The following is a 20,379-nucleotide window of genomic DNA, read 5'->3' on the forward strand; positions in this document are numbered from 1 at the left end:
TGCGCGAGCAGACGCAAAAGCCCCGCACGCCTAGGCGTGTCGGGGCCTTTTGCTGGGGGCACCCCCTCTGGGGGACTGCTCGCGGTTCAGACCTCGACCCAGTCCAGCGTGCGCTGCACCGCCTTACGCCAGCCGGCGTAGCCGGTCTCGCGCTGCTCGTCAGTCCACGCCGGCGACCATCGGCGATCCTCCTGCCAATTGGCCCGCAGGTCATCGGGATCCGCCCAGAATCCGACCGCCAGGCCGGCGGCGTAGGCCGCGCCCAGCGCCGTCGTCTCAGCGACAACCGGGCGCACCACATCCACCCCGAGCACATCAGCCTGGATCTGCATGCACAGCTCGTTCTGGGTGACACCGCCGTCGACCTTCAAAACCTCAAGGTGCACACCGGAATCGGCTTCCATCGCGTCGACGACGTCGCGGCTCTGGTAGCAGATCGCCTCCAGCGTCGCCCGCGCCACGTGCGCATTGGAGTTGTAGCGGGACAGTCCGACGATCGCCCCGCGCGCGTCCGAGCGCCAGTACGGCGCGAACAGGCCCGAGAAGGCCGGCACGAAGTACACCCCGCCGTTGTCGGAGACCTGTGCGGCCAGCGTCTCGCTCTGTGACGCACCGCTGATGATGCCCAGTTGATCGCGCAGCCACTGCACGGCCGATCCGGTCACCGCGATCGAACCCTCAAGGGCGTAAATGGGTTTCGCGTCACCGAACTGATAGCACACGGTGGTCAGCAGCCCGTTCTCGCTGCGCACGATCTTCTCGCCGGTGTTGAGCAACAGGAAGTTTCCGGTGCCGTAGGTGTTCTTGGCCTCGCCGGGGGCCAGGCAGACCTGGCCGACCATCGCGGCCTGCTGGTCACCGAGGCTTGCCGTCACCGGAACCTCGCCGCCGGCCGGCCCGCCGGGATGGGTCATCCCGTAGGGCTCCGGCGACGACGACGGCCGGATCTCGGGCAGCATCGCACGCGGAATCCCGAAGAGCCCCAACAGTTCTTCGTCCCAGTCCAGGGTCTCCAGATTCATAAGCATGGTGCGGCTGGCGTTGGTCACGTCGGTGACGTGTACCCCACCCTTGGGGCCGCCGGTCAGGTTCCACAGCACCCAGGTATCGGGGGTCCCGAACAGGGCGTCTCCGCGTTCGGCGTCGGTACGCACCCCGTCGACGTTCTCCAGGATCCACTGCAGCTTGCCGCCGGAGAAGTAGGTGGCAGGCGGCAGGCCGGCCTTGCGCCGGATGATGTCACCGCGCCCGTCACGATCGAGTGCGGCCGCGATGCGGTCGGTGCGGGTGTCCTGCCAGACGATGGCGTTGTAGTAGGGCCGTCCCGTCTTACGGTTCCACACCAGGGTGGTCTCCCGCTGATTCGTGATGCCCAACGCGGCAAGGTCACCGGCGGCCAGCTTGGTGGTATTCAGCGCCGATTTCACCACCGTCTGGGTGCGCTCCCAGATCTCGACCGGGTTGTGCTCCACCCACCCCGACTGCGGCAGGATCTGCTCGTGTTCGAGCTGATGCCGGCCGACCTCGGCACCCTCGTGATCGAAGATCATGCAGCGGGTGCTGGTGGTGCCCTGGTCGATCGCGGCGACGAAGTCGGCCAACGGTGCTCCTCTGACGTGCGGCGCTGCCCATGCGGCAGCCGTTCGTCCATGATGGCCTACATGGCAGAGCAGATCACCGACATCGCCGACATGCCCCGCGGCGGCCCGGACGCCTCCTGGCTGGATCGCCTGCTGGAGACCGACCGCCCCGAATACCTCGACCGCGATGACATCGACGACGAGGTCAAGCGTGGGATCGTGCTGGCGCTGGACCGGATCGGCGCGCTCTTCCACGAGCACGAGCGCAACGCCGAACTCGTGCTGCGCGAGGTCGCCGATATCGCCGACCCGAAGATCCTCGAACTCGGGGCGGGCCACGGCGCGCTGTCGCGCACAGTGCTCGAACAACATCCGACCGCTGTCGTCACCGTCACCGACATCAATGCCGATTCAGTGGTCGCGATGGCCGCCTCCGACCTGGGCGACCACGCTCGCGCAACCATCGGCCTGGTCGACGCGACCGCGATCGCCGCCGAGGACGGCGAGTACGACCTCGCCGTCTTCGCGCTGTCGTTTCATCACCTTGAGCCCGCCCAGGCCGCCCAGGTCCTTGCCGAGGGCACCCGGGTGGCGAGCCGGCTGCTGGTCATCGATCTGCCGCGCATGCCGTCGCTGCTGCACGTCGCCAAACTGGCGATGATGGCACCGCTGGTGTGGTGGCCGTTCGCCCACGACGGGCTGATCAGTTCCTTGCGTTCGTACAGCCCGTCGGCGCTGCGTGCGCTGGGTGCCTACGCCGATCTCGAGGTCGAGGTCAGCACCAACCCGTTCGACCGGCAGGTCGTGATCGCCCGCCGACGCTGACTCAGATGTGGTTGCATCGACGACGTGGGGGAAGAGGTCAAGCACACCACCTTCAACCGGGCGCAGCGGCAGCAGTACCGGCGCAAAGTACAGCTGTGCCTCGACGTGTTCGAAACGATGCTGGCGCAGTCCAGTTTCGAATTCGACCGCCCGCTGACCGGCATGGAGATCGAATGCAACCTGGTCACCGATGACTATCAGCCCGCGATGTCCAACCAGGAGGTGCTGGCCGCGATCGCCGACCCGGCGTATCAGACCGAATTAGGTGCCTACAACATCGAATTCAATGTGCCGCCGCGTCCGCTGCCCGGCCGCACCGCGCTCGAATTGGAAGCCGAGATCCGCGCCAGTCTGAATGCCGCCGAGACCAAGGCGAACACCGATGACGCGCACATCGTGATGATCGGAATCCTGCCGACGCTGATGCCGCAACATCTGGCAGGCAGCTGGATGAGCCCATCGCTGCGCTACCAAGCACTCAACGACTCAATCTTCACCGCCCGCGGCGAGGACATCCTCATCGACATCACCGGACCCGAGCGGCTGAGCCTGCACGCCGAGTCCATCGCCCCCGAATCTGCCTGCACCAGTATGCAATTGCACCTTCAGGTGTCCCCCGCCGACTTCGCCGCCAACTGGAACGCGGCACAGGTGCTGGCCGGCCCGCAATTGGCCCTCGGCGCGAATTCGCCGTATTTCTTCGGCCACCAGTTGTGGGCCGAGACGCGCATCGAATTGTTCGCACAGGCCACCGACACCCGCCCCGACGAGCTGAAGGCCCAGGGCGTGCGTCCGCGAGTGTGGTTCGGGGAGCGCTGGATCACCTCGATTTTCGACCTCTTCGAAGAGAACGTGCGCTACTTCCCGTCGCTGCTGCCCGAGCTGTCCGACGAGGACCCGGTCGCCGAGCTGGCCGCCGGGCGTACCCCGCAGCTGCCCGAACTCCGCCTGCACAACGGCACGGTGTACCGCTGGAACCGGCCGGTCTACGACGTCGTGAACGGACGGCCACATCTGCGGGTGGAGAACCGGGTATTGCCCGCCGGTCCCACCGTCGTCGACATGATGGCGAATTCGGCGTTCTACTACGGCGCGCTGCGCGTGCTGGCCGAAGAGGACCGACCGCTCTGGACGAAGATGAGTTTCACAGCGGCACATGACAATTTCATCGAGTCCGCCCGGCACGGAATGGAGGCCCGGCTGTATTGGCCGGGTCTGGGCGAGATCACTCCCGACGAGCTGGTGCTGCGAACCCTGCTGCCGATGGCCGACGAAGGCCTGCGCCGCTGGGGGGTGGCCGCCGAAGTACGCGACCGCTATCTGGGCGTGATCGAGGGACGCGCCAAGACCGGGCGCAACGGATCGGCCTGGCAGGTCGCGACAGTGCAGGCGCTGCAGCGCCAGGGCATGGCGCGCCCGCAGGCGCTGGCCGAGATGCTGCGCCGGTACTGCGACCTCATGCACAGCAATGAACCCGTCCACACCTGGGACGATGTGATCGCGGAGTAGGTTGGGGGCCATGGACTCTGAGGTGATGGATTGGGACAGCGTCTACAAGCAGGAAGGCGGCTTCGACGGCCCGCCCCCATGGAATATCGGTGAGCCGCAGCCCGAGCTGGCCGCCCTGATCCGGGACGGAAAGGTCACCGGTGACGTGCTCGACGCCGGTTGTGGGCACGCGGAACTGTCCCTGGCCCTCGCCGCTGCGGGTATCACCGTTGTCGGCATCGACCTGTCCCCCACCGCGATCGCGGCGGCGACCGAGGCTGCCCGCGAGCGCGGGCTGAGCAACGCGACGTACGTGGCCGCCGATATCACCAGCTTCACCGGCTATGACGAGCGATTCGCCACGATCGTCGACAGCACGCTGTTCCATTCGCTGCCAGTCGACCGCCGCGACGCCTACCTTCAGTCGATTCACCGCGCCGCCGCGCCCGGTGCGAAGCTCTTCGTGCTGGTCTTCGCCAAGGGCGCCTTCCCGCCCGATGTGGATACCAAGCCCAACGAGGTCGACGAAGACGAGCTGCGGGCCGCGGTGTCCCGGTACTTCGTGATCGATGACATCCGTCCGGCCAAGATCCATGCCCACATGCCGGAAATGCCCGGAATGCCCGCGGGCGAGAAGCCTTTCGACGTGGACGAGAAGGGCCGGATGAAGATGCCCGCCTTCCTGCTCAGCGCACACAAAGAGGGCTGAATCTGTGGATTGCGCTAGGGAATAGCGCAATCCGGCTCATGCCACTTCCGTAGCCGACGGGGTTGTTCCCATGATCGGCCATGGACCTACCGCGCACCCTCTACGGACAGCTCTACCTGCTGGCCTACGACCGTAGGCGGCGCCGTTTCGACTACGGCAAGCTGTGGCTGCTCGACCACGCCCTTCGTGGCGCGATGCTGGCCGAACTCCTTGAAGCTGGCCATCTCCAGGACGTCAACGGCAGTGCCCGCCGCGGTCGGGGCCGGTTACCCGCCGATCCGGTGTTGCGGGCCATCGTCGAGACAATCGACGACGACAACCCGAAATCCTGGTCCCTGCTGGTCGGATGGAGCGACCTGGACACCAGCGGGCTGGTGCGTCAACAGCTGGAGCATTACGGCTGGATCTGTCCTCAACGGCGGACGACATTCGGCTTCATCCCGACTCGCTGCGTCGGACTTTCCGACGAGGCTCCGGCCGCCGGTCTCGCGGACCGCGCGACTCAGGCGTTGCGCGACGCCATCGGGGACCGGCCCGCCGATCCCCGCGCGCTGACGCTGGGTCTGCTCACCGTGCTGTGCGAACTGCCGCTGCTGGGCAAGAGTGAACTGCGGCGGCATTGCGACAAACTGCGGATTCTCGCTCTCGCATCGGCTGTCCCCGTCGTCGGCGTGTACCAGGCCGTCGAGGCGGTCCACGCCGAGTTGCGCGCAAAGAACCACTCGCACAACCACTCCGACGGGGGTGGGTGCGGTGGCGGCTGCGGAGGTTGCGGAGGCTGCGGTGGCTAGGCGGCACGACCGCCGGATGGCCCGAGTGGACGCCGCACTGGCCACACTCGAGCTACCCGAGGCCGTGTTCAAGACCTGCCCCTGGGAGCCGCGGGAGCTGATCGAGACAGGACTACGGCAATGGCTGCGCTGCTGTGCCGCCGCGCTCGGGGAGCGCCGCGTGATCGGGATGCCTTCACGCGCCGTCGACGAGGCCTGGCACGGCTTCATCCTCTGTACCGCAAAGTATTTCACGTTCTGCGACAAGGCCTACGGCCGATATCTGCATCACCATCCCGAAGGCGCCGCACCTGGCGGCCTGCCCGGGGCGACCGACTCGATCGCTGAGCAGCTCGGTCGGACGGTGGTGGCGTGGACCTTGGTGAAGAAGCCCGACGAGCGTTGTGTCCTTTGGGATCTCGATCAGCGAGTCGGCGTCGAACATCCCTGGGGAGTATGTCTCACCAGGGTCGCGGCCATCGAAACGGTCGCCGCAAGGATCGGAAAGGAGTCAGCATCATGAACGAAGCAATTGTCACAGGAGTCGTGTTGGCGCTCGTCCTGGCGGTCGTCGCGGTTGGCACATGCATCGCGGTGGGCGCGGCCGTCCGCGCGGCACGGCATCGCAACAGCAGTGCCGAGGAGCGAGGACGGCGGGCGATCCTGGACCTCGCCATCGATCGTCACCGCCGACAGGTGTGGGGCGCAGGGTCGCTGGGCATCATCGCGGCGGGCACCGAATTCACCACCGGGACAGGGAGTACCGGTTCCGGTACCGGTTGCGCCGGCAGCGGTGGATGCGGTGGCGGTGGATGCGGCGGTGGTGGCGGATGCGGCGGCGGGTAAGGACATGCGTCGTCCTCGTCGCCTACCCATCGGCATCTGGTATCGGCTACCGCTCGCACTACGGGTCCTGATACTGGTCGCCGCCTGGTTCACCTATGGCGCATTGCTGTCGAATCTGAATGTCCTGGATGACGGCAGTCGAACCGCCGAAATCATCTGGGGTGCATGCGCTGTCGGGCTGGCCGTCAGCGCGGTGGCCGAAGTGTGGCGGTCACGGCTCTCCCGAAGTCGGCTCGCCGCCATTCTGACACCGATGTTGGCTGCTCCCTACCTCGGGTTCGGGGCGCTGTCCGCCCACTCGAGCCGGTCCCAGCACCGCGTGCTGTTGCTATGGATGTTGGCGCTCGGCGCGATCTGGTTGTTCGTGGTGACGCACAAGCGACTTGCGCGCATCAGACACGTGCAGTCGGTGACCCCGAAGCCCCTGACATCCCCGTTTCCCGCGCCACCCGCGTCGGGCTTTCAGAAACAGCTGCGCTCCAACGCCGAGACTCCGATGGCTGGCCGGATCGTCACGACGTCCGTGATGACCACGGCCACGGTGTTTCTCGTTCTGCTGGTGGCCGACTTGGATTCCGTCGTCCACAGCGAGGCCAGGGATGTACATCTCACGTGGGCTGCGGTATTCGCGATCGTGCTGGGAGTTACCCTGACCGTCACCGCATTCGAGGACCCTCGACTACGTGCCACCCAACAGACGATCGACGAGATCCTGCAGTACGACTTGGCATTCCGCGCAGCGGAATTGCCGGCCCAGTTCGATGTCGATCAGTGGCAGGGCTGGATCAAGGAGCATCGCCGCTCGGATGCGGTGACGCTGATCTGGGCGGCCTTCTTCGCGATCGTCGCGGGCTGGTCGGTCCTGACTCACCCACCGGGATACCACTGGATCGTGGCCACACTCCTCATCGTGCTGGCCGCCTGGCAGATCCATCGCTGGCAAGACCTGCGCGCCATGAACGCACGACTGAAAATGATGGTCGAACGGCACGCCATTCGGCAGTTGTATGGCTAGTCCGTCGCGAATCTGTGATTTGTGCAAGGAATGCCCGTCGATGCGACAGTATGGCTTCCCAGGGGGTGAGGTCCACCACACGATAGTGGGCATTGGCGGCTCGACAGCAACAGCCCGTACCTTCCGGCAAGGAGTTCTAGTGCCATGCAAGTGCTACTGGTGGAAGACGACGAGGGGGTCGCATCGGCCCTGGCCGAGCTCCTCGGCCAGGCCGGCTCATCGGTGATCCGAACCAGTCGGGGTGCCGATGCTCTGCATCGGGTCAAGGGCTGTGATCTGGTCCTGTTGGATCTCGGGCTCCCCGATATGGACGGTTTGGACGTGCTTCGCACGTTGCGGCGCGCGTCCACCGTTCCGGTCATCATCATGACCGCGCGGGACAGCGACGGCGCGGTGGTACTGGGACTACGTGCCGGTGCCGACGACTATCTGGTCAAGCCGGTACGCAAGGCCGTGCTGCTGGCCCGTATCGAAGCGGTCATGCGACGGCTTCGGCGGGTGACCGGTGACGCCCCGGCCAACCCAGCCGGTCCGGTCCAGGCCGGCCCGGTCACCATCGACCGCGAACGCCGGGAAGTGACGGTCGCCGGGGTGCAGCAGACGCTGACCCGCACCGAGTTCCAGATCGTCGCGAATCTGGCTGGACGCCTTGGGGAAGCGGTCAGCCGCGAAGAACTCATGCTCGAGGTATGGGGCACCGCGGTCGTCGGCCGGTCGCGGTCACTGGATTTCTTCATCGGGCAGATCCGCAACAAACTCCCGGGGCTCCCGCTGCGCACGGTGCGCGGCTTCGGTTTTCGATTGGACACCTGACGTGGGCGTGCGCGTCCGGCTGATCCTCGTCGTTCTGCTGCTGCTGGCGGTGACGGCTCTCGCCGTACCGCTGGGGCTGAGCGTGGCCGACCGCCGAACCTCGGCACTGGCCGCCGAACGCGATCGCCAGATCATGGCGCTGGCCGACGAGGCGGCCGTCGCGGGCTCCCCACTGCAGCAGGTGGTCGACCGTTATCACGAGGTGTACCGCGAAGGTGTACTGGTCGTCGACTCGGACGGGAAAACCCTTGCCGCCAAGGGCCTTGCCGAATCCGATCCCGGTGTGAGGTCGGCAACCGACCATGCCCTCGTCGATGCACCGACATCGCCGTGGACAAGAATCCGGCCCTGGGATCAGGGCCGCGTTCTGGTGACGGCGGGGATCAGACGCGACGGTCAATTGGTCGGTGCGGTCGTCGCCGCCGCCGACACCTCCGCCGCGGCGCGCGGTGTGGCGATCGCATGGATGTGGGTCGGTCTCGGCTCGGTGGTACTGCTGACGCTGGCAGTGCTGGTCGCCCGCGGCCTCACCCGATGGGTGCTACGACCGCTGACGGGCCTGGAGCAGGCCGTCGCAGAAATGACCGAAGGAGTCGCGGGCCCGCCGGCCAACGTGGCCGGCCCACCTGAACTGCGTCATTTCACCGCCGCCTTCAACAAGATGTCACAGGTGGTCCGGGCCTCCCTCGAGCGGCAACGTCGACTGGTCGCCGATGCATCACACCAGCTGCGAAATCCGTTGGCCGCAGTCCGGTTACGCGCCGATACGCTCGAGGAGAACGTGACGGAGTCGGGCCAGGCGACGTATCAGTCGATGAGCGCCGAACTGGATCGGTTGGAGAATCTGCTACACCAGTTGCTGCGGCTGGCCCGGGCAGAGGAGATAAGCGGCACACGCAAAGCGGGCTTGGCCGGCGCGGTGACCGAGTCGACCGACGTCGCCGACGTGATCGCCGAGCGCATCACCTTTTGGCAGCCCGTCGCCGACCGGCGAAACCAACAACTGCACAACCATTCTCAGCTCCCCGGGCCGGCCGTCCAACTTGCCCGCCACGACGTGGAGCAATTGCTCGACATCGCGATCGACAACGCGCTGCGGTACGCGGGCGAGGGAACCACCGTCTCTTTGTCGGCGGTGCGCACCGACACCGACATCGAAATGCTGGTGAGCGACGACGGACAGGGGCTGGCCGAGGCCGACCTGTCCAAGGCCGCGACACGGTTCTGGCGAGGCCAAAAGGACATCGCCGGAACGGGTCTCGGGCTGGCCATTGCCGCGGAGATCACCGCCGGTCACGGCGGCGCCATCGCTCTGGAGAATGCCCCTGAGGGCGGCCTTCTGGTTCGCTTTCACCTGCCCGCCGCAGACGAGGCCGTGTCATGAGCATGCCGATGCTGAGCCGCCGCGTCTTCCTGCTCGGAACGGCGGCGCTGACGACGGGCTGCCTGAGGACCGAACCCAGCGGCGAGATCCGGCTGGCTGCCGGCGATCCCGGCGGCTTGTATCTGGCGTTCTCCCAGATCCTCGCCGAACAGATCCATCGCAGGTACCCGCGCATCGACGTCAAAGTCGTGCCCACCGCTGGCAGCGTGCAGAACCTGGCCATGCTGCGGTCGGGTGAGGTTGACATGGGCCTGGCACTGGCCGATGTCGCCGAACGCGACCGCGCCATCGGTGCGCTGCCGACCGCCCCGTCGGCCGTCGCGCGAGTCTACGAGAACTACCTTCAGGTCATCGTGCCCGATGCCACTCCCGTACAACATGTTTCAGATCTGCAAGGCACCAAGATCTCGATCGGCCCCGACGGGTCCGGAGCGTCGGCGACCAGCCGCGTGCTGATCACGGCGGCCGGACTCGATGGCCGGGTGGAGCTGATGGCCTACCGCCTCAGAGACGCGCTGGCCCACCTCGCCGAGAACAGCATCGCTGCCCTGGTGTGGTCCGGCGGCGTTCCCACCCCGGCGATCGCGGAATTGGATGCCGTACGACCGTTGCGGATCATCGACATCGGTGGGCTGGCCCGGCGGATGAGTGAAGTGTCGGGCTACCCGTATGTCCTGCGCCCCGTGCCGACATGCGGTTATGTACCGCCCGGCATCCGCTCGATCGGAGTGGCCAACCTCCTGCTGTGCCGGCAGGGGATTCCGACCGAATTGGTCAGCGCCATGGTCGACACCCTCGCCAGCGACGCCGAACATCTTGTCCCGCCCTACATTCGCGGACTGCAATACCTGGACACCCCGTCGATGATCCAAACCGGTTTCATCCCACTGCATTCCGGGGCCATCGATGCCTATCGGGAGCTACACGGCTGAACTTCGCCGAGGAAGGGCGCGACGACCGCACGGAATTCCTGCGGCCTCGACGAGAACGGCAGATGTCCGGTGTCGAGCACTTCAAGTCGCGAGCCCGCGATCGCGTCCTGGGTGGCCCTGCCGAACCGCAGTGGTATCGCGCTGTCTTTGGCGCCCCAGACGATCAGCGTCGGCGCGGTGATGCGCGCGGCCTGCCCGCGCAGGTCGGCCTCCGGCGCCGCGAAGCTGCGCCACAACGCAGCCGTCAGCTCGACACCGCCGGCGGTGCGGGCGCGGTCGGTGACTCGGCGCAGGACGGCCTCGTCGTTGTCGCTCTGCGCCTTCAGGTAGCTGCGGATGAACCGCGGCAGCACTCGGCGCATGACCGCGGGCGTCCCGAGGAATCGGCAGTAGGCGCGAGCCACCGGGCCGCCGAGAAATCCTCCGGTGTCGACCAGGACCAGGCCGGCCACTCGCGTCGGATTGGTGATGGCCAGCCGCGATGCGCAGTAGCCGCCCACTGAGCTTCCGATGAACACCGCCGGCGGGAGGTCCAGTGCGGCAACGAGATCTTCGAGGGCATCGGCGTACAGGGCCGCACTCGGGGTGGATGACGGGGCGGGACTTTCGCCGTGACCTGGCCAGTCGACAGCGATCACCCGGTAATGGCGGACGAGGTCGGGCTTGATCGCGTCGAAATCGTGGCGGTTGTGCAGCGCGGCGTGCAGCAGGACGATGACGGGTCCCGAGCCGTCATCGGAGTAAGCCACCTCGCCTGCCCGGGTTGCGATTGTTGGCATCGTCCTCCCTTTCATTGACCGGCCGGTCGGTCAAATCGATGCTAGCCTCAGAACCGTGCCACCACAACAGGCAGTCAGCCGCAAGGCAGCAGCCGCGGCGACCAGAACCAAGCTGATCGAGTCCGGGCTTCGCCTTGCCGAGCGCACCGGGCTCACCGGTCTGAGCGTGAACCTTCTTGTCGACGAAGCCGGGGTGTCGAAGGGCAGCTTCTTCCACCACTTCGGCGATCGGGCGAGCTACCTTCTTGCGCTGCACCGTGAGTTTCACGACCGGATCGCCGAGCAGATCGATCAGGCGATGGGTGACGTCCCGCCGGGGCGTGAGCGATTGATGACGGGAGCACGCGTCTACCTCGACACCTGTCTGCAGCAGCGTGGAATTCGGGCGCTGCTGCTGGAGGCACGCGCGGAACCGGCTGTGGCACAGGAGATCAGCCGGCGAAACGCAGAGGTCGCGCAGACATTTGCCGCGGATTTCGATGCCCTCGGGCGCCAGCATCCGCTGCAGAGTGCCCAACTGTTCGCCGCGATGACCGCCGAGGCCGCTCTGATCGAACTGACCGCCGGCTCTGTGGTGGAGGCAGTGCGTGCCGCCCTCGAAGAGTTCTTGGGCTGAGCCGCTTCAGGTTACGGCGCGCAGCGCGGTGACAAAGGACTCGAGGTCTTCGGTGTAGGCGTCGACATGCGGGGATATCCGCAGCACCGGCGTCGTCATCTCCAGCGGTGCCCGCTCGATACCGGCCGCGGTCGTCACAATGCCGTGTTCCGCGATCAGCCGCGCCCGCACCTGCACCGGGTCGGCGCCGTCGGTCGGCGCCAGGGTCGTGATCGCGGTGGGCTCGTCGACCGGCTCCACCACCCGCCAGCCGGGAACGTCGGCCAGAAGAGTGCGCACGAGCCGTCCCAGCTCCGCCAAACGCCGGCGCACCGACTCCGGGCCCGCCGCCAGATGCTGACCCACTGCCACCGAAAAGCCAACCCGGGCAGCAATATTGGCCTCGCCGAACTCCAGGCACTGCAGCGCCGACAGCGGACCGGCCCACTCCGGGGACTGGAGAAGGTCGGCCAGCGCCGGGCGCACGGCCAACACTCCGACCCCACGCGGGCCCGCCAGCCATTTGCGCGACGACGAGTAGACGGCGTCGGCGTCGACCAGGCAGTCGACATGCGCCAAGGCCTGGGCGGCGTCGACCACCAGCGGCACGCCGATCTCCCGACAGAGCGCACCGACCGCGGCGACGGGTTGGACGACACCGCGATGGCTGGCGACCGCCGTCAGGTGGACCATCGCCGGCGGATCCTCACCCAGGACCGTGCGGGCCGCGTCGGGATCGACCCGGCCAAGGCCGTCGACCGGCAGCGGCCGGCGGATGAATCCGCGCGAGGCGAACTCGGCCAGGTTCGGGCCGTATTCGCCGGGCAAGCAGGCCACGGTGCGCTCCATCGGCCACACACCGAGCAAGAGTTGCAGCGCGTTACCCGAGCCGGTCGTGAAAACCACGTCCTCGGGCGCCATCCCGGTGAGTGCCGCGACACCTGCCCGGCCGGCGTCGAGCGCGGGTGCGGCCGCCTGCGCGGCGACGTAGCCTCCGACCTCGGACTCGTGCCGGGCATGGGCCGCCCCGGCCTCGATCGCCGCCAGGCTCTGACGCGAACACGCGGCGCTGTCCAGATGCACACCGGCAGGCGGCAGCCGGGCGTCGCGCCAGCCCTGCGCCAGGGTTTCGGGTGTGCTCACTTGACCGCGAGCGACAGGCCGAAGTCCCCTGACGGATCGGTCCACCAGTGGGTGCGTTGCAGCCCGGCCTCCGCGAGTTCCTGCGTGACGGCCTCCGGCCGGAACTTGCACGACACCTCGGTGAGCATCTCCTCGCCGTTCGCGAAGTCGACCGTCAGGCCCAGCGCATCGACGAGCACCTGCTGCGGAGTCGTTGCGCGCAGCCACATTTCGATGCGCTCCTCGTCGGGATTCCAGCGCGCGACATGTTCGAAAGACTCGATGTCGAAGTTCGCACCCAGTTCTCGGTTGACCACTGCCAGCACGTTGAGGTTGAACTTCGCAGTGACACCGGCACTGTCGTCATAGGCGCGAACCAGTCGGCCGGTGTCCTTGACCAGGTCGGTGCCCAGCAGCAGGCTGTCACCGGGATCGAGCACATCGGCCAGCGTGGCCAGGAATTGCTTACGCGGACCGGGTGTGAGGTTGCCGATGGTCGAACCGAGGAAGACGAACAACCGTCGCCCACCGGTCGGAATCTTGGCCAGGTGTTCTTCGAAATCTCCGCAGACGGCCTCGATCTCGAGACCGGGATACTCGTGGCCCAGCGCCACCCCCGCCGACTGCAGCACATTCGAGTCGACATCGAAAGGCACGAAGCGCCGCAGCGATCCGTTGTCGCGCAGGGCGGTCAGCAGCTGCCTGGTCTTTTCCGAGGTGCCGCTGCCGAGCTCGACCAACGTGTCGGCGCCACTGGCCGCGGCGATCGCGGGAGATTGGACACGCAGGATCTCCGCCTCGGCGCGCGTCGGGTAATACTCGGGCAGCCGGGTGATCTGGTCGAACAGGTCGCTACCGACAGCGTCGTAGAACCATTTGGGCGGCAACGATTTCGGCGTCTGCGTCAACCCGTTGCGCACGTCGCTGCGCAGCGCCTGGGCAGCGGCATCGGCGGCCAGAAAGTTGGACAGCGTGAACGTCACGAGGATCCTTTCAGCGGTGTCAACGACACCTGTCCCCCGCTCACCTCGACCAGGTGGCGGTCGGGAATGTCGTCCCAATCGGGGTGGTCGTCATAGGGTTCACTGGCCAGCACCACGCCGTCGGCTCGGCGCAGCACCGACAAGGTGTCGCCCCAGGTCGTGGCCAGCATGCGAGATCCATTGGCCGCCAAGATGTTCAGCCGTGCTCCCGGATCAGCTCCGCCGACCTCGACGATGGTGTCAGCGAGATTGTCCAGGCCACGGTCGAAGATCAGCGCGGCCAGGACCGCACTGTCGACCGTCGACTCGGCCGCCCGGCTGAGAGGCAGCACCCCACGGTCGACGACCCCATTGTGCGACAGCAGCCAGCTGCCGTCGGTGAACGGTGCTGTCGCGCTGGCTTCCAGCGGCATCCCGACCGTCGCCGAGCGCACCGCGGCCACCACGCATCCACTGCGCAGCGCCGGCGCGACCGACGCGAACGACATGTCACCCCACAGGGGGGATGCGCTGCGCCACCGCCGAACATGTTCGCCGTCAACGAATCCCACGCCCCAACCATCGGCGTTCATCAACCCGTGCTTCTGCCTGCGCGGCGCATAGGACTGGACCTTCAGTCCGGAGGGGGGATCGAGCACCAGCGAGGCGATCGACACCGGCTCACCCAGCCACCCGAGATGACGGCACATCAGACGTCCCACGCCAGGCGCACACCGGAGAAGATCTGCCGCCGGATCGGGCGATCCCAGTTGCGGAAGCTCGGACGCAGCGTGTCGGCGGCCACCGCCCACGAACCACCGCGCAGCACCTTGTAGTCGCCGTCAAAGAACGGCTCCGAATACCGCTGATAGATCATCGGCGTGAAGCCAGGCCAGGGCCGCAGCGCAGAGGTGGTCCACTCCCACACGTCACCAAGCATCTGCTCGGCGCCGCAGGCCGAGGCGCCGGCAGGATAGGCACCGACCGGCGCGGGCCGCAGCGCCTCACCGCCGAGATTGGCTCGCTGCGCGCCGGGCTCGTCCGAACCCCACGGATAGCGCCTGCGCACACCGGCGCCGGGATCCCAGGCCGCGGCCTTCTCCCACTCCACCTCGGTGGGCAGTCGCGCACCCGCCCACGCCGCGTAGGCCTCGGCTTCGAAGAAGCCGACGTGCTGCACCGGTTCCTCGCCGGGGATCTCTTCGACGTGGCCGAACCGGGTCCGGCTGCCGTCCCGATTCCAGAATTCCGGCCCGTTGAGGTCGGCCGCGACGCGGTGCTCCCACCCCCGTGGCGACCACCAGCGCTGTTGGGCGTAGCCGCCGTCGTCGACGAACTGCCGCCATTCGGCGTTGGTCACCGGCACCCGGCCGAGCCGGAACGCCGGCACATCGACCACATGGGCGGGCCGCTCGTTGTCCAGCGACAGTGGTTCGGTCGCGGCGTCGACACCGAGGACGAACGGACCGCCGGGCACCAGCACCGACGTGCCGGCCACACCGGGCCGCCCCTCGGGCAGCGCGGTCCGCTGCCCCAGGATCGGCGCACCGCTGCGCAGATTGAGCGCCTGAAGCATGGTCTCGTCGTGCTGGTTCTCGTGACTGATCACCAGGCCGAAGCGGAACGCGACGTCGGCGTCGTCATCGCGGTCGGGCAGGGTGTCCAGCACGTCGAGCGCAGCGGCCCGCACGCTGCGGCAGTACGCGCGGGATTGTTCGGGTGACAGCAGCGGCAGGTCGACGCGGCTGGCCCTGCTGTGGACGAACGCGTCGTAGAGGCCTTCGATGTTGGCAGGCAACATGCCCGGCCGGTGCGGATCACCGTCGCGCAGCAGCCACAGCTCCTCCTGCTGACCGATGTGGGCGAGGTCCCACACCAGCGGGCTCATCAGCGGGTTGTACTGACGATGCAACTCAGCGTCGTCGAAATCGGTGAGCGCCAGCGTGCGCTGGCGAGCCCGGTCGAGGTCGCGGGCCAGCGTCTCCCGCCCGATCACCGTGTCGCCCTTGCCATCTGCAGTACGGCGTCGTCGATGCCACTGCGAATGGCTTCGTCGGCGAAATCGTCGGCGGGGCAGCGGCCTCGTTCCACGCTCTGCACCAACCGCTGCATCGACTCGGATAATTCCGCGGGCGCGCGTTCGGCCGCCACCGCCACGCAGCGGTTGGCCGCCTCGTAGAGCCGGTTGTCGGTCAGGCCGACACGCGCGGCCAGATCCCACGCCGTGGCGACAGGTTCGACCGCCTCAGCAGCCAGCCCGGCGGCGACCGGATCGTCGAGCAGCGTCACCATCACGAACACCACCGCGGCCAACAGCTCGTCGGGCACGCTGTCGAGATAGCGGATCTCCAGCCAGCGTCGCGGGCGCACCGGCGGGAACAGGGTGGTGAGGTGGTAATCGAGGTCGGTGGTCGTGGGCCTGCGGCCGCCCAGCAGCACCAGTCCGTCGGCCCAGTCGGCGAACGGGACATGCTCGGTGACCGCCACCGCGTCCGGCGTGTGTACCAGCATCACCGGCGCCTTCAGCGCGTAGCGGGCCCAATCGGTACACGGGTCGTCCCCGCTGGCACCGAGGATCGGCCCGCAGCGCGCCGAGTCCAGCTGGCTCCACACCCGCTGGCGAGTGGAAACCCACCCGGTGAACTCGCCGGCCAGCAGCGGCGAGTTGGCGGCGATCGCGATCATCGTCGGGCCCAGTGCGTGCGCGAGCCGCACCCGGTCGGCCCAGCCGTCGCGGGGACCGGCGTCGAGATTGACCTGGATCGAGGCCGTCGACGTCATCATCGCCGCGCCCGCATGCCCGGTGTCCGATGCGGTGAAGAACCGTTCCATGGCCTGATACCGGGCACCCGGATTGACCCGGTGCGGCGGGCGCAGTGGGTCGGCACCCAGCAGAGCAAGGCCGAGGCCCGCGTCGGCGAACGCAGCGCGCAGGGCCTTCCGGTCGGCAGTCAGTGCGGCGATCGCGGCGACCGGCCCTTGCGCCGGCGGGCCGGACAGTTCGACCGCGCCGCCGGGCTCCACGGTGACGGCACTGCCGCCGGGCAACGGTCCCACGCCCGCGATGACGTCGTTGAGCTCCGACCAGCCCGGGCGACGCCGCGGATCGTGCAGGTCGAAGCAGTGCGCCTCGAGTTCCAGGCCGACCCGGCCGATCGGGCCGTGTTCCAGAGATGCGCCGGCGATGTGCAAGGCGGCTGACGACGAACTGGTCAGAACGCGCTCGCCGGCGGCCGGGCCGCTACGAGCTCGACCCGGCTCAGACGTGACGACGAACGTCATGAACTCCATCTTCCAGACAGCACCGACAAATTTCCTCGATCCCCCGCTGACACGTCTGTGACGTGTACCCGAATCGCGTTATTGACCCAAGGTGTTCTGCATGGCGCCGGCAAGAACGTTCACCGCGGGCCCGCCGTTGCCGGACTGACAGACCTTGGCCTGCAACAGCACGTTCTCGCGGAGCCGGGTTTGCGTGAAACAGCGCCGGTCGGTGCCCGCCTCCTGCTTCACCCACACCGCGTCGTTCGCTGTCGGCGTAGCGCCGCCGAATGACCACACCTGGGTGGTTCCGTCGTCGAGGTGCATGGCCGTGGTCTGACCGGCGCATCCCACGGTGCGGTCGGTGACGCGGTGGAACGCGCGATTGGCGGCGTCGGCGGTGGCGAACACCCCGATGGCCTGTTTGACCAGATGGTTCTGGTCGGTGGCCGAGGTCTGGGTCACCGCACTGTTGAACGACGCGAGGTCGGGGTCGAGGTATACCTCGGGCAGCCCGACGTCGGCCCAGTTGTTGCAGTCCGGCAAGTCGACCCAGAAGGTCTGAACCGGATCGGTATTCACCGCTTCCCAGGTCATCGGGGCGCCGACGATATTGCCGACCGAACCCTTGGCCAGCACCGCGTAGGACACCACGCCCGGATCGGACGGGCGAGCCTGCGCCGGGACCGCCGCCGCGACGCCGGCGACCAACGCGGCGAGCGTCGCAAGCATGATGCGCATCGCCTCAGACCTTGGCGGTCAGCGTGACGTCGATGTTGCCGCGGGTGGCCTTCGAGTACGGGCACACCTGATGTGCCTTCTCCATCAGCTCCTGCGCCTGCGCCTGCTCCAAGCCCGGCAGGTAACCGATGAGACGGGCGTTGATGCCGTAGCCACCATCGGTGTCCTTGCCGAACCCGACCTGCGCGGTGACGCCCGATGCGCCGTCGAGCGCGATCTTCTCCGTGCGGGCGACCACCTGGATCGCGCCCAGGAAACAGGCCGCGTAGCCCGCCGAGAACAGCTGCTCGGGGTTGGTGCCCTCACCGCTGCCGCCCGCCGCCTTCGGCGGCCTGGTCTCCAGATCTATGCGGTCGTCCGAAGACTTCACATGCCCGTCGCGTCCCCCGCCGCTGGCCGTCGACTCCGCGGTGTAGATGACCTCGATGCTCATGGAATCGATCATGCCAGGCGGCGAGATCGACATGAAGGTCGCGAAAACTCAACAATCACAACCCTCATGTCGATTTCAGCGCCTGCTACTCGGTCTTACTCCGCACACCTTCTTCGACCTTCTTGCCGAGGTCGGGATCGACATTGCGCCAGTACTCGAACACCCGCGACAGCACCGGCTCCTTCACACCCTGGGAGACGTGACCGATGATGTTGTGCGCCAGACGATCTCGAGCGTCATCGTCGAGAACCTCGCGGACCATCGTGCCGGCCTGACCCCAATCGTCGTCGTCGGCGCGCAGCGCGTATGCCTGCCGGACCATGTCGCCATCGGATACCCAGTGCACCTCCGCGGCCCGTGCGGGGTCGGCCTCCGGGCCGCCCATCGAGTTCGGCACGTACACCGGATCGGTGACGTTGCGGATGCGCATCGCACCGTCCTTCGAGTAGCTGTGCACCTCGACTTTCGGTGTGTTCACCGGGATCTGCTTGTAGTTGACCCCGAGCCGGTGCCGGTGGGCGTCGCTGTAGGAGAAGCCGCGCGCCAGCAGCATCTTGTCGGGACTCAGGCCGGTCCCCGGAACCACGTTGTTGGGCTCGAAAGCGGCTTGCTCGATTTCCGCGTGATAGTCGGTGACGTTGCGGTTCAACGTCATTCGGCCCACTTCGTGCAGCGGATAGTCGCTGTGCGGCCACACCTTGGTGAGGTCGAACGGGTTGTAGCGGTAGGTCTTGGCGTCGTCGAACGGCATGATCTGCACGTGCAGCGTCCAGCTCGGGAAGTTGCCACCCTCGATCGCCTCGTAGAGGTCGCGCTGGTGGTAGTCGCCGTCGCTGCCGGCCAGCTGATCGCCTTCCTCCTGAGTCAGGAACTCGATGCCCTGGTCGGTCTTGAAGTGGTACTTCACCCAGAACAATTCGCCGGCTGCGTTGACCCAGCTGTAGGTGTGGCTGGAGTAGCCGTTCATATTGCGCCAGGTCTTGGGGATTCCGCGATCCCCCATCAACCAGGTGACCTGGTGCGCCGATTCCGGTGACAACGTCCAGAAATCCCACTGCATGTGGTGATCGCGAAGATTCGAGGCCTGAAGGCGCTTCTGCGAGCGGATGAAGTTCTGGAATTTGATCGGGTCCCGAATGAAGAACACCGGGGTGTTGTTGCCGACGAGGTCGAAATTGCCTTCGGAGGTATAGAACTTGAGCGCGAATCCACGCGGGTCGCGCCAGGTGTCTGGGCTACCGCGCTCGCCGGCGACGGTGGAGAACCTGGCCACCATGTCGGTCTTGGTGCCGGGCTGCAGAAATGCCGCCCGGGTGTATTGGCTGACGTCGTGGGTCACTTCGAACGAGCCGAATGCACCGCCGCCCTTGGCATGCGGCTGGCGTTCCGGGATGCGCTCCCGATTGAAGTTCGCCATCTGCTCGATCAGGAAGTGGTCCTGCAGCAGGATCGGGCCGTCCGGCCCGACGGTGAGCGAGTGCTCGAAACTCGGAGCCGGTGCGCCGGCATCTGTCGTCGCGTACTTCTCTGTCATCTCTCGTGCCCCTCTCTAGCGGCTGTGGGCGCAGTGCCAGGAGCGAGTACCCGCCAAGCGCATTTTTGTCCCATCACAGCCGAAAGCCCCGCGCCCTTCGGGGGGTGAGGGCGCGGGGCGGCTCGGTGACGACGTCGGTGACGGCGTCAGGGACGGGGCGTTGGCGTGGCGGTGTTGCCGGGGCCCGGGCCACCCGGTCCACCGGGGCCGAATCCGGGACCACCGTTGGGACCACCGGGTCCGCCAGGACCCATCTGACCCCACGGTCCCATCCCTGGCCCCATGCCAGGTCCGCCGCGGTGGTGAAATTGCTGTGAGTTTCCGTCACCGCCGTGATGGTGATGCCAACCTCCGCCGCCACTCGTGCGTCCGAGGGCGAAACCGGTGAAGAACACGGCGCCGACGATGAACACCGTTCCGGCGACAATGGCCACCCATGCGACGGCTTGGTAGAGCCGGTTGGGCCGGGTGGCAACGGGGACGGGTGCCACGTAGGCCGGTGGCGGCAAAGTGGCGACGGGGCTGGTTGCGGGCTCTTCGGCCTGCTCAGGTGTTTCGGTCATAGATCGATGATGCGAGCCCGCTACCCA

Annotated in this window: 22 protein-coding genes; 11 read left to right on the top strand and 11 right to left on the bottom strand. The window is 67.2% G+C overall.

Going from position 1 to position 20,379, the window contains the following annotated elements:
• Window positions 1-86 precede the first annotated feature (86 nt).
• A complete protein-coding gene (gene glpK, locus EV580_RS13310; protein WP_133691632.1) occupies window positions 87-1,601 on the bottom strand; it encodes a glycerol kinase GlpK in 1,515 nt (504 codons plus the stop codon).
• Between the two features lie 51 nt (window positions 1,602-1,652).
• On the opposite strand from glpK, the gene EV580_RS13315 reads away from it, so the two are divergent.
• The 10 genes from EV580_RS13315 (at window position 1,653) to EV580_RS13360 (ending at window position 10,362) form a co-directional block, all read left to right on the top strand.
• Complete coding sequence (locus EV580_RS13315) at window positions 1,653-2,405, top strand: class I SAM-dependent methyltransferase (protein WP_166654734.1); 753 nt, start codon at window positions 1,653-1,655, stop codon at window positions 2,403-2,405.
• Window positions 2,406-2,429: 24 nt separating this feature from the next.
• On the top strand, window positions 2,430-3,914 hold the full coding sequence (locus EV580_RS13320; protein ID WP_133691634.1) for a glutamate-cysteine ligase family protein: 1,485 nt from the start codon (window positions 2,430-2,432) through the stop codon (window positions 3,912-3,914).
• A 10-nt stretch (window positions 3,915-3,924) separates the two neighbouring features.
• The gene (locus tag EV580_RS13325; protein WP_133691635.1) at window positions 3,925-4,602 is read left to right on the top strand and encodes a class I SAM-dependent methyltransferase; all 678 of its coding nucleotides are present in this window, start codon (window positions 3,925-3,927) and stop codon (window positions 4,600-4,602) included.
• A gap of 80 nt (window positions 4,603-4,682) precedes the next feature.
• Complete coding sequence (locus EV580_RS13330; RefSeq protein WP_133691636.1) at window positions 4,683-5,393, top strand: GOLPH3/VPS74 family protein; 711 nt, start codon at window positions 4,683-4,685, stop codon at window positions 5,391-5,393.
• 16 nt (window positions 5,394-5,409) lie between these two features.
• Window positions 5,410-5,895 carry a UCP032817 domain-containing protein gene (locus tag EV580_RS13335; protein ID WP_133692226.1) on the top strand — a complete coding sequence of 162 codons (486 nt, stop codon included), beginning with the start codon at window positions 5,410-5,412 and terminating at the stop codon, window positions 5,893-5,895.
• Window positions 5,892-6,218 (top strand): hypothetical protein, encoded by a 327-nt coding sequence (locus tag EV580_RS13340; RefSeq protein ID WP_133691637.1) that lies wholly within the window; start codon window positions 5,892-5,894, stop codon window positions 6,216-6,218. The genes EV580_RS13335 and EV580_RS13340 overlap by 4 nt, the downstream gene beginning before the upstream one ends.
• The gene (locus EV580_RS13345; RefSeq protein ID WP_133691638.1) at window positions 6,175-7,233 is read left to right on the top strand and encodes a hypothetical protein; all 1,059 of its coding nucleotides are present in this window, start codon (window positions 6,175-6,177) and stop codon (window positions 7,231-7,233) included. Before EV580_RS13340 ends, EV580_RS13345 begins: the two co-directional genes overlap by 44 nt.
• A 144-nt stretch (window positions 7,234-7,377) precedes the next feature.
• The gene (locus tag EV580_RS13350; RefSeq protein WP_133691639.1) at window positions 7,378-8,046 is read left to right on the top strand and encodes a response regulator transcription factor; all 669 of its coding nucleotides are present in this window, start codon (window positions 7,378-7,380) and stop codon (window positions 8,044-8,046) included.
• A gap of 1 nt (window position 8,047) precedes the next feature.
• Window positions 8,048-9,430: a HAMP domain-containing sensor histidine kinase gene (locus EV580_RS13355; RefSeq protein ID WP_133691640.1), complete on the top strand. Its 1,383-nt coding sequence runs from the start codon at window positions 8,048-8,050 to the stop codon at window positions 9,428-9,430.
• Window positions 9,427-10,362 carry a TAXI family TRAP transporter solute-binding subunit gene (locus tag EV580_RS13360; protein ID WP_133691641.1) on the top strand — a complete coding sequence of 312 codons (936 nt, stop codon included), beginning with the start codon at window positions 9,427-9,429 and terminating at the stop codon, window positions 10,360-10,362. Before EV580_RS13355 ends, EV580_RS13360 begins: the two co-directional genes overlap by 4 nt.
• Here EV580_RS13360 and EV580_RS13365 read toward each other — a convergent pair.
• The gene (locus EV580_RS13365) at window positions 10,341-11,141 is read right to left on the bottom strand and encodes an alpha/beta fold hydrolase (RefSeq protein ID WP_133691642.1); all 801 of its coding nucleotides are present in this window, start codon (window positions 11,139-11,141) and stop codon (window positions 10,341-10,343) included. The two genes, EV580_RS13360 and EV580_RS13365, sit on opposite strands and share 22 nt — an antisense overlap.
• Window positions 11,142-11,196: 55 nt before the next feature.
• Here EV580_RS13365 and EV580_RS13370 point away from each other — a divergent pair, with 55 nt between their 5' ends.
• Complete coding sequence (locus tag EV580_RS13370; RefSeq protein ID WP_133691643.1) at window positions 11,197-11,757, top strand: TetR/AcrR family transcriptional regulator; 561 nt, start codon at window positions 11,197-11,199, stop codon at window positions 11,755-11,757.
• A gap of 6 nt (window positions 11,758-11,763) precedes the next feature.
• Here the strand turns inward: EV580_RS13370 and egtE are convergent, their stop codons facing one another.
• The 9 genes from egtE to EV580_RS33725 all read right to left on the bottom strand — a co-directional run bounded on the left by egtE (window position 11,764) and on the right by EV580_RS33725 (window position 20,352).
• Window positions 11,764-12,879, bottom strand: coding sequence for an ergothioneine biosynthesis PLP-dependent enzyme EgtE (gene egtE / locus EV580_RS13375; protein ID WP_133691644.1), 1,116 nt, complete (start codon window positions 12,877-12,879; stop codon window positions 11,764-11,766).
• Window positions 12,876-13,841, bottom strand: coding sequence for an L-histidine N(alpha)-methyltransferase (gene egtD, locus EV580_RS13380; protein ID WP_133691645.1), 966 nt, complete (start codon window positions 13,839-13,841; stop codon window positions 12,876-12,878). The genes egtE and egtD overlap by 4 nt, the downstream gene beginning before the upstream one ends.
• Complete coding sequence (gene egtC / locus EV580_RS13385) at window positions 13,838-14,530, bottom strand: ergothioneine biosynthesis protein EgtC (protein ID WP_133691646.1); 693 nt, start codon at window positions 14,528-14,530, stop codon at window positions 13,838-13,840. The genes egtD and egtC overlap by 4 nt, the downstream gene beginning before the upstream one ends.
• The gene (egtB, locus tag EV580_RS13390) at window positions 14,530-15,816 is read right to left on the bottom strand and encodes an ergothioneine biosynthesis protein EgtB (RefSeq protein ID WP_133691647.1); all 1,287 of its coding nucleotides are present in this window, start codon (window positions 15,814-15,816) and stop codon (window positions 14,530-14,532) included. Before egtB ends, egtC begins: the two co-directional genes overlap by 1 nt.
• A complete protein-coding gene (gene egtA, locus EV580_RS13395; RefSeq protein ID WP_133691648.1) occupies window positions 15,813-17,102 on the bottom strand; it encodes an ergothioneine biosynthesis glutamate--cysteine ligase EgtA in 1,290 nt (429 codons plus the stop codon). The genes egtB and egtA overlap by 4 nt, the downstream gene beginning before the upstream one ends.
• Before the next feature lie 78 nt (window positions 17,103-17,180).
• Window positions 17,181-17,822, bottom strand: a complete 642-nt coding sequence (locus EV580_RS13400; protein WP_133691650.1) for a sensor domain-containing protein — start codon at window positions 17,820-17,822, stop codon at window positions 17,181-17,183.
• A gap of 4 nt (window positions 17,823-17,826) precedes the next feature.
• Entirely contained in the window at window positions 17,827-18,255 is a 429-nt protein-coding gene (locus tag EV580_RS13405; RefSeq protein ID WP_208114609.1) for an organic hydroperoxide resistance protein, read from the bottom strand.
• An 85-nt stretch (window positions 18,256-18,340) separates the two neighbouring features.
• Complete coding sequence (locus EV580_RS13410; protein ID WP_133691651.1) at window positions 18,341-19,789, bottom strand: catalase; 1,449 nt, start codon at window positions 19,787-19,789, stop codon at window positions 18,341-18,343.
• 146 nt (window positions 19,790-19,935) lie between these two features.
• Window positions 19,936-20,352 carry a hypothetical protein gene (locus EV580_RS33725; RefSeq protein WP_166654690.1) on the bottom strand — a complete coding sequence of 139 codons (417 nt, stop codon included), beginning with the start codon at window positions 20,350-20,352 and terminating at the stop codon, window positions 19,936-19,938.
• Window positions 20,353-20,379 lie beyond the last annotated feature (27 nt).

It is taken from the genome of Mycobacterium sp. BK086 (genome assembly GCA_004362315.1).
GTDB lineage: Bacteria > Actinomycetota > Actinomycetes > Mycobacteriales > Mycobacteriaceae > Mycobacterium.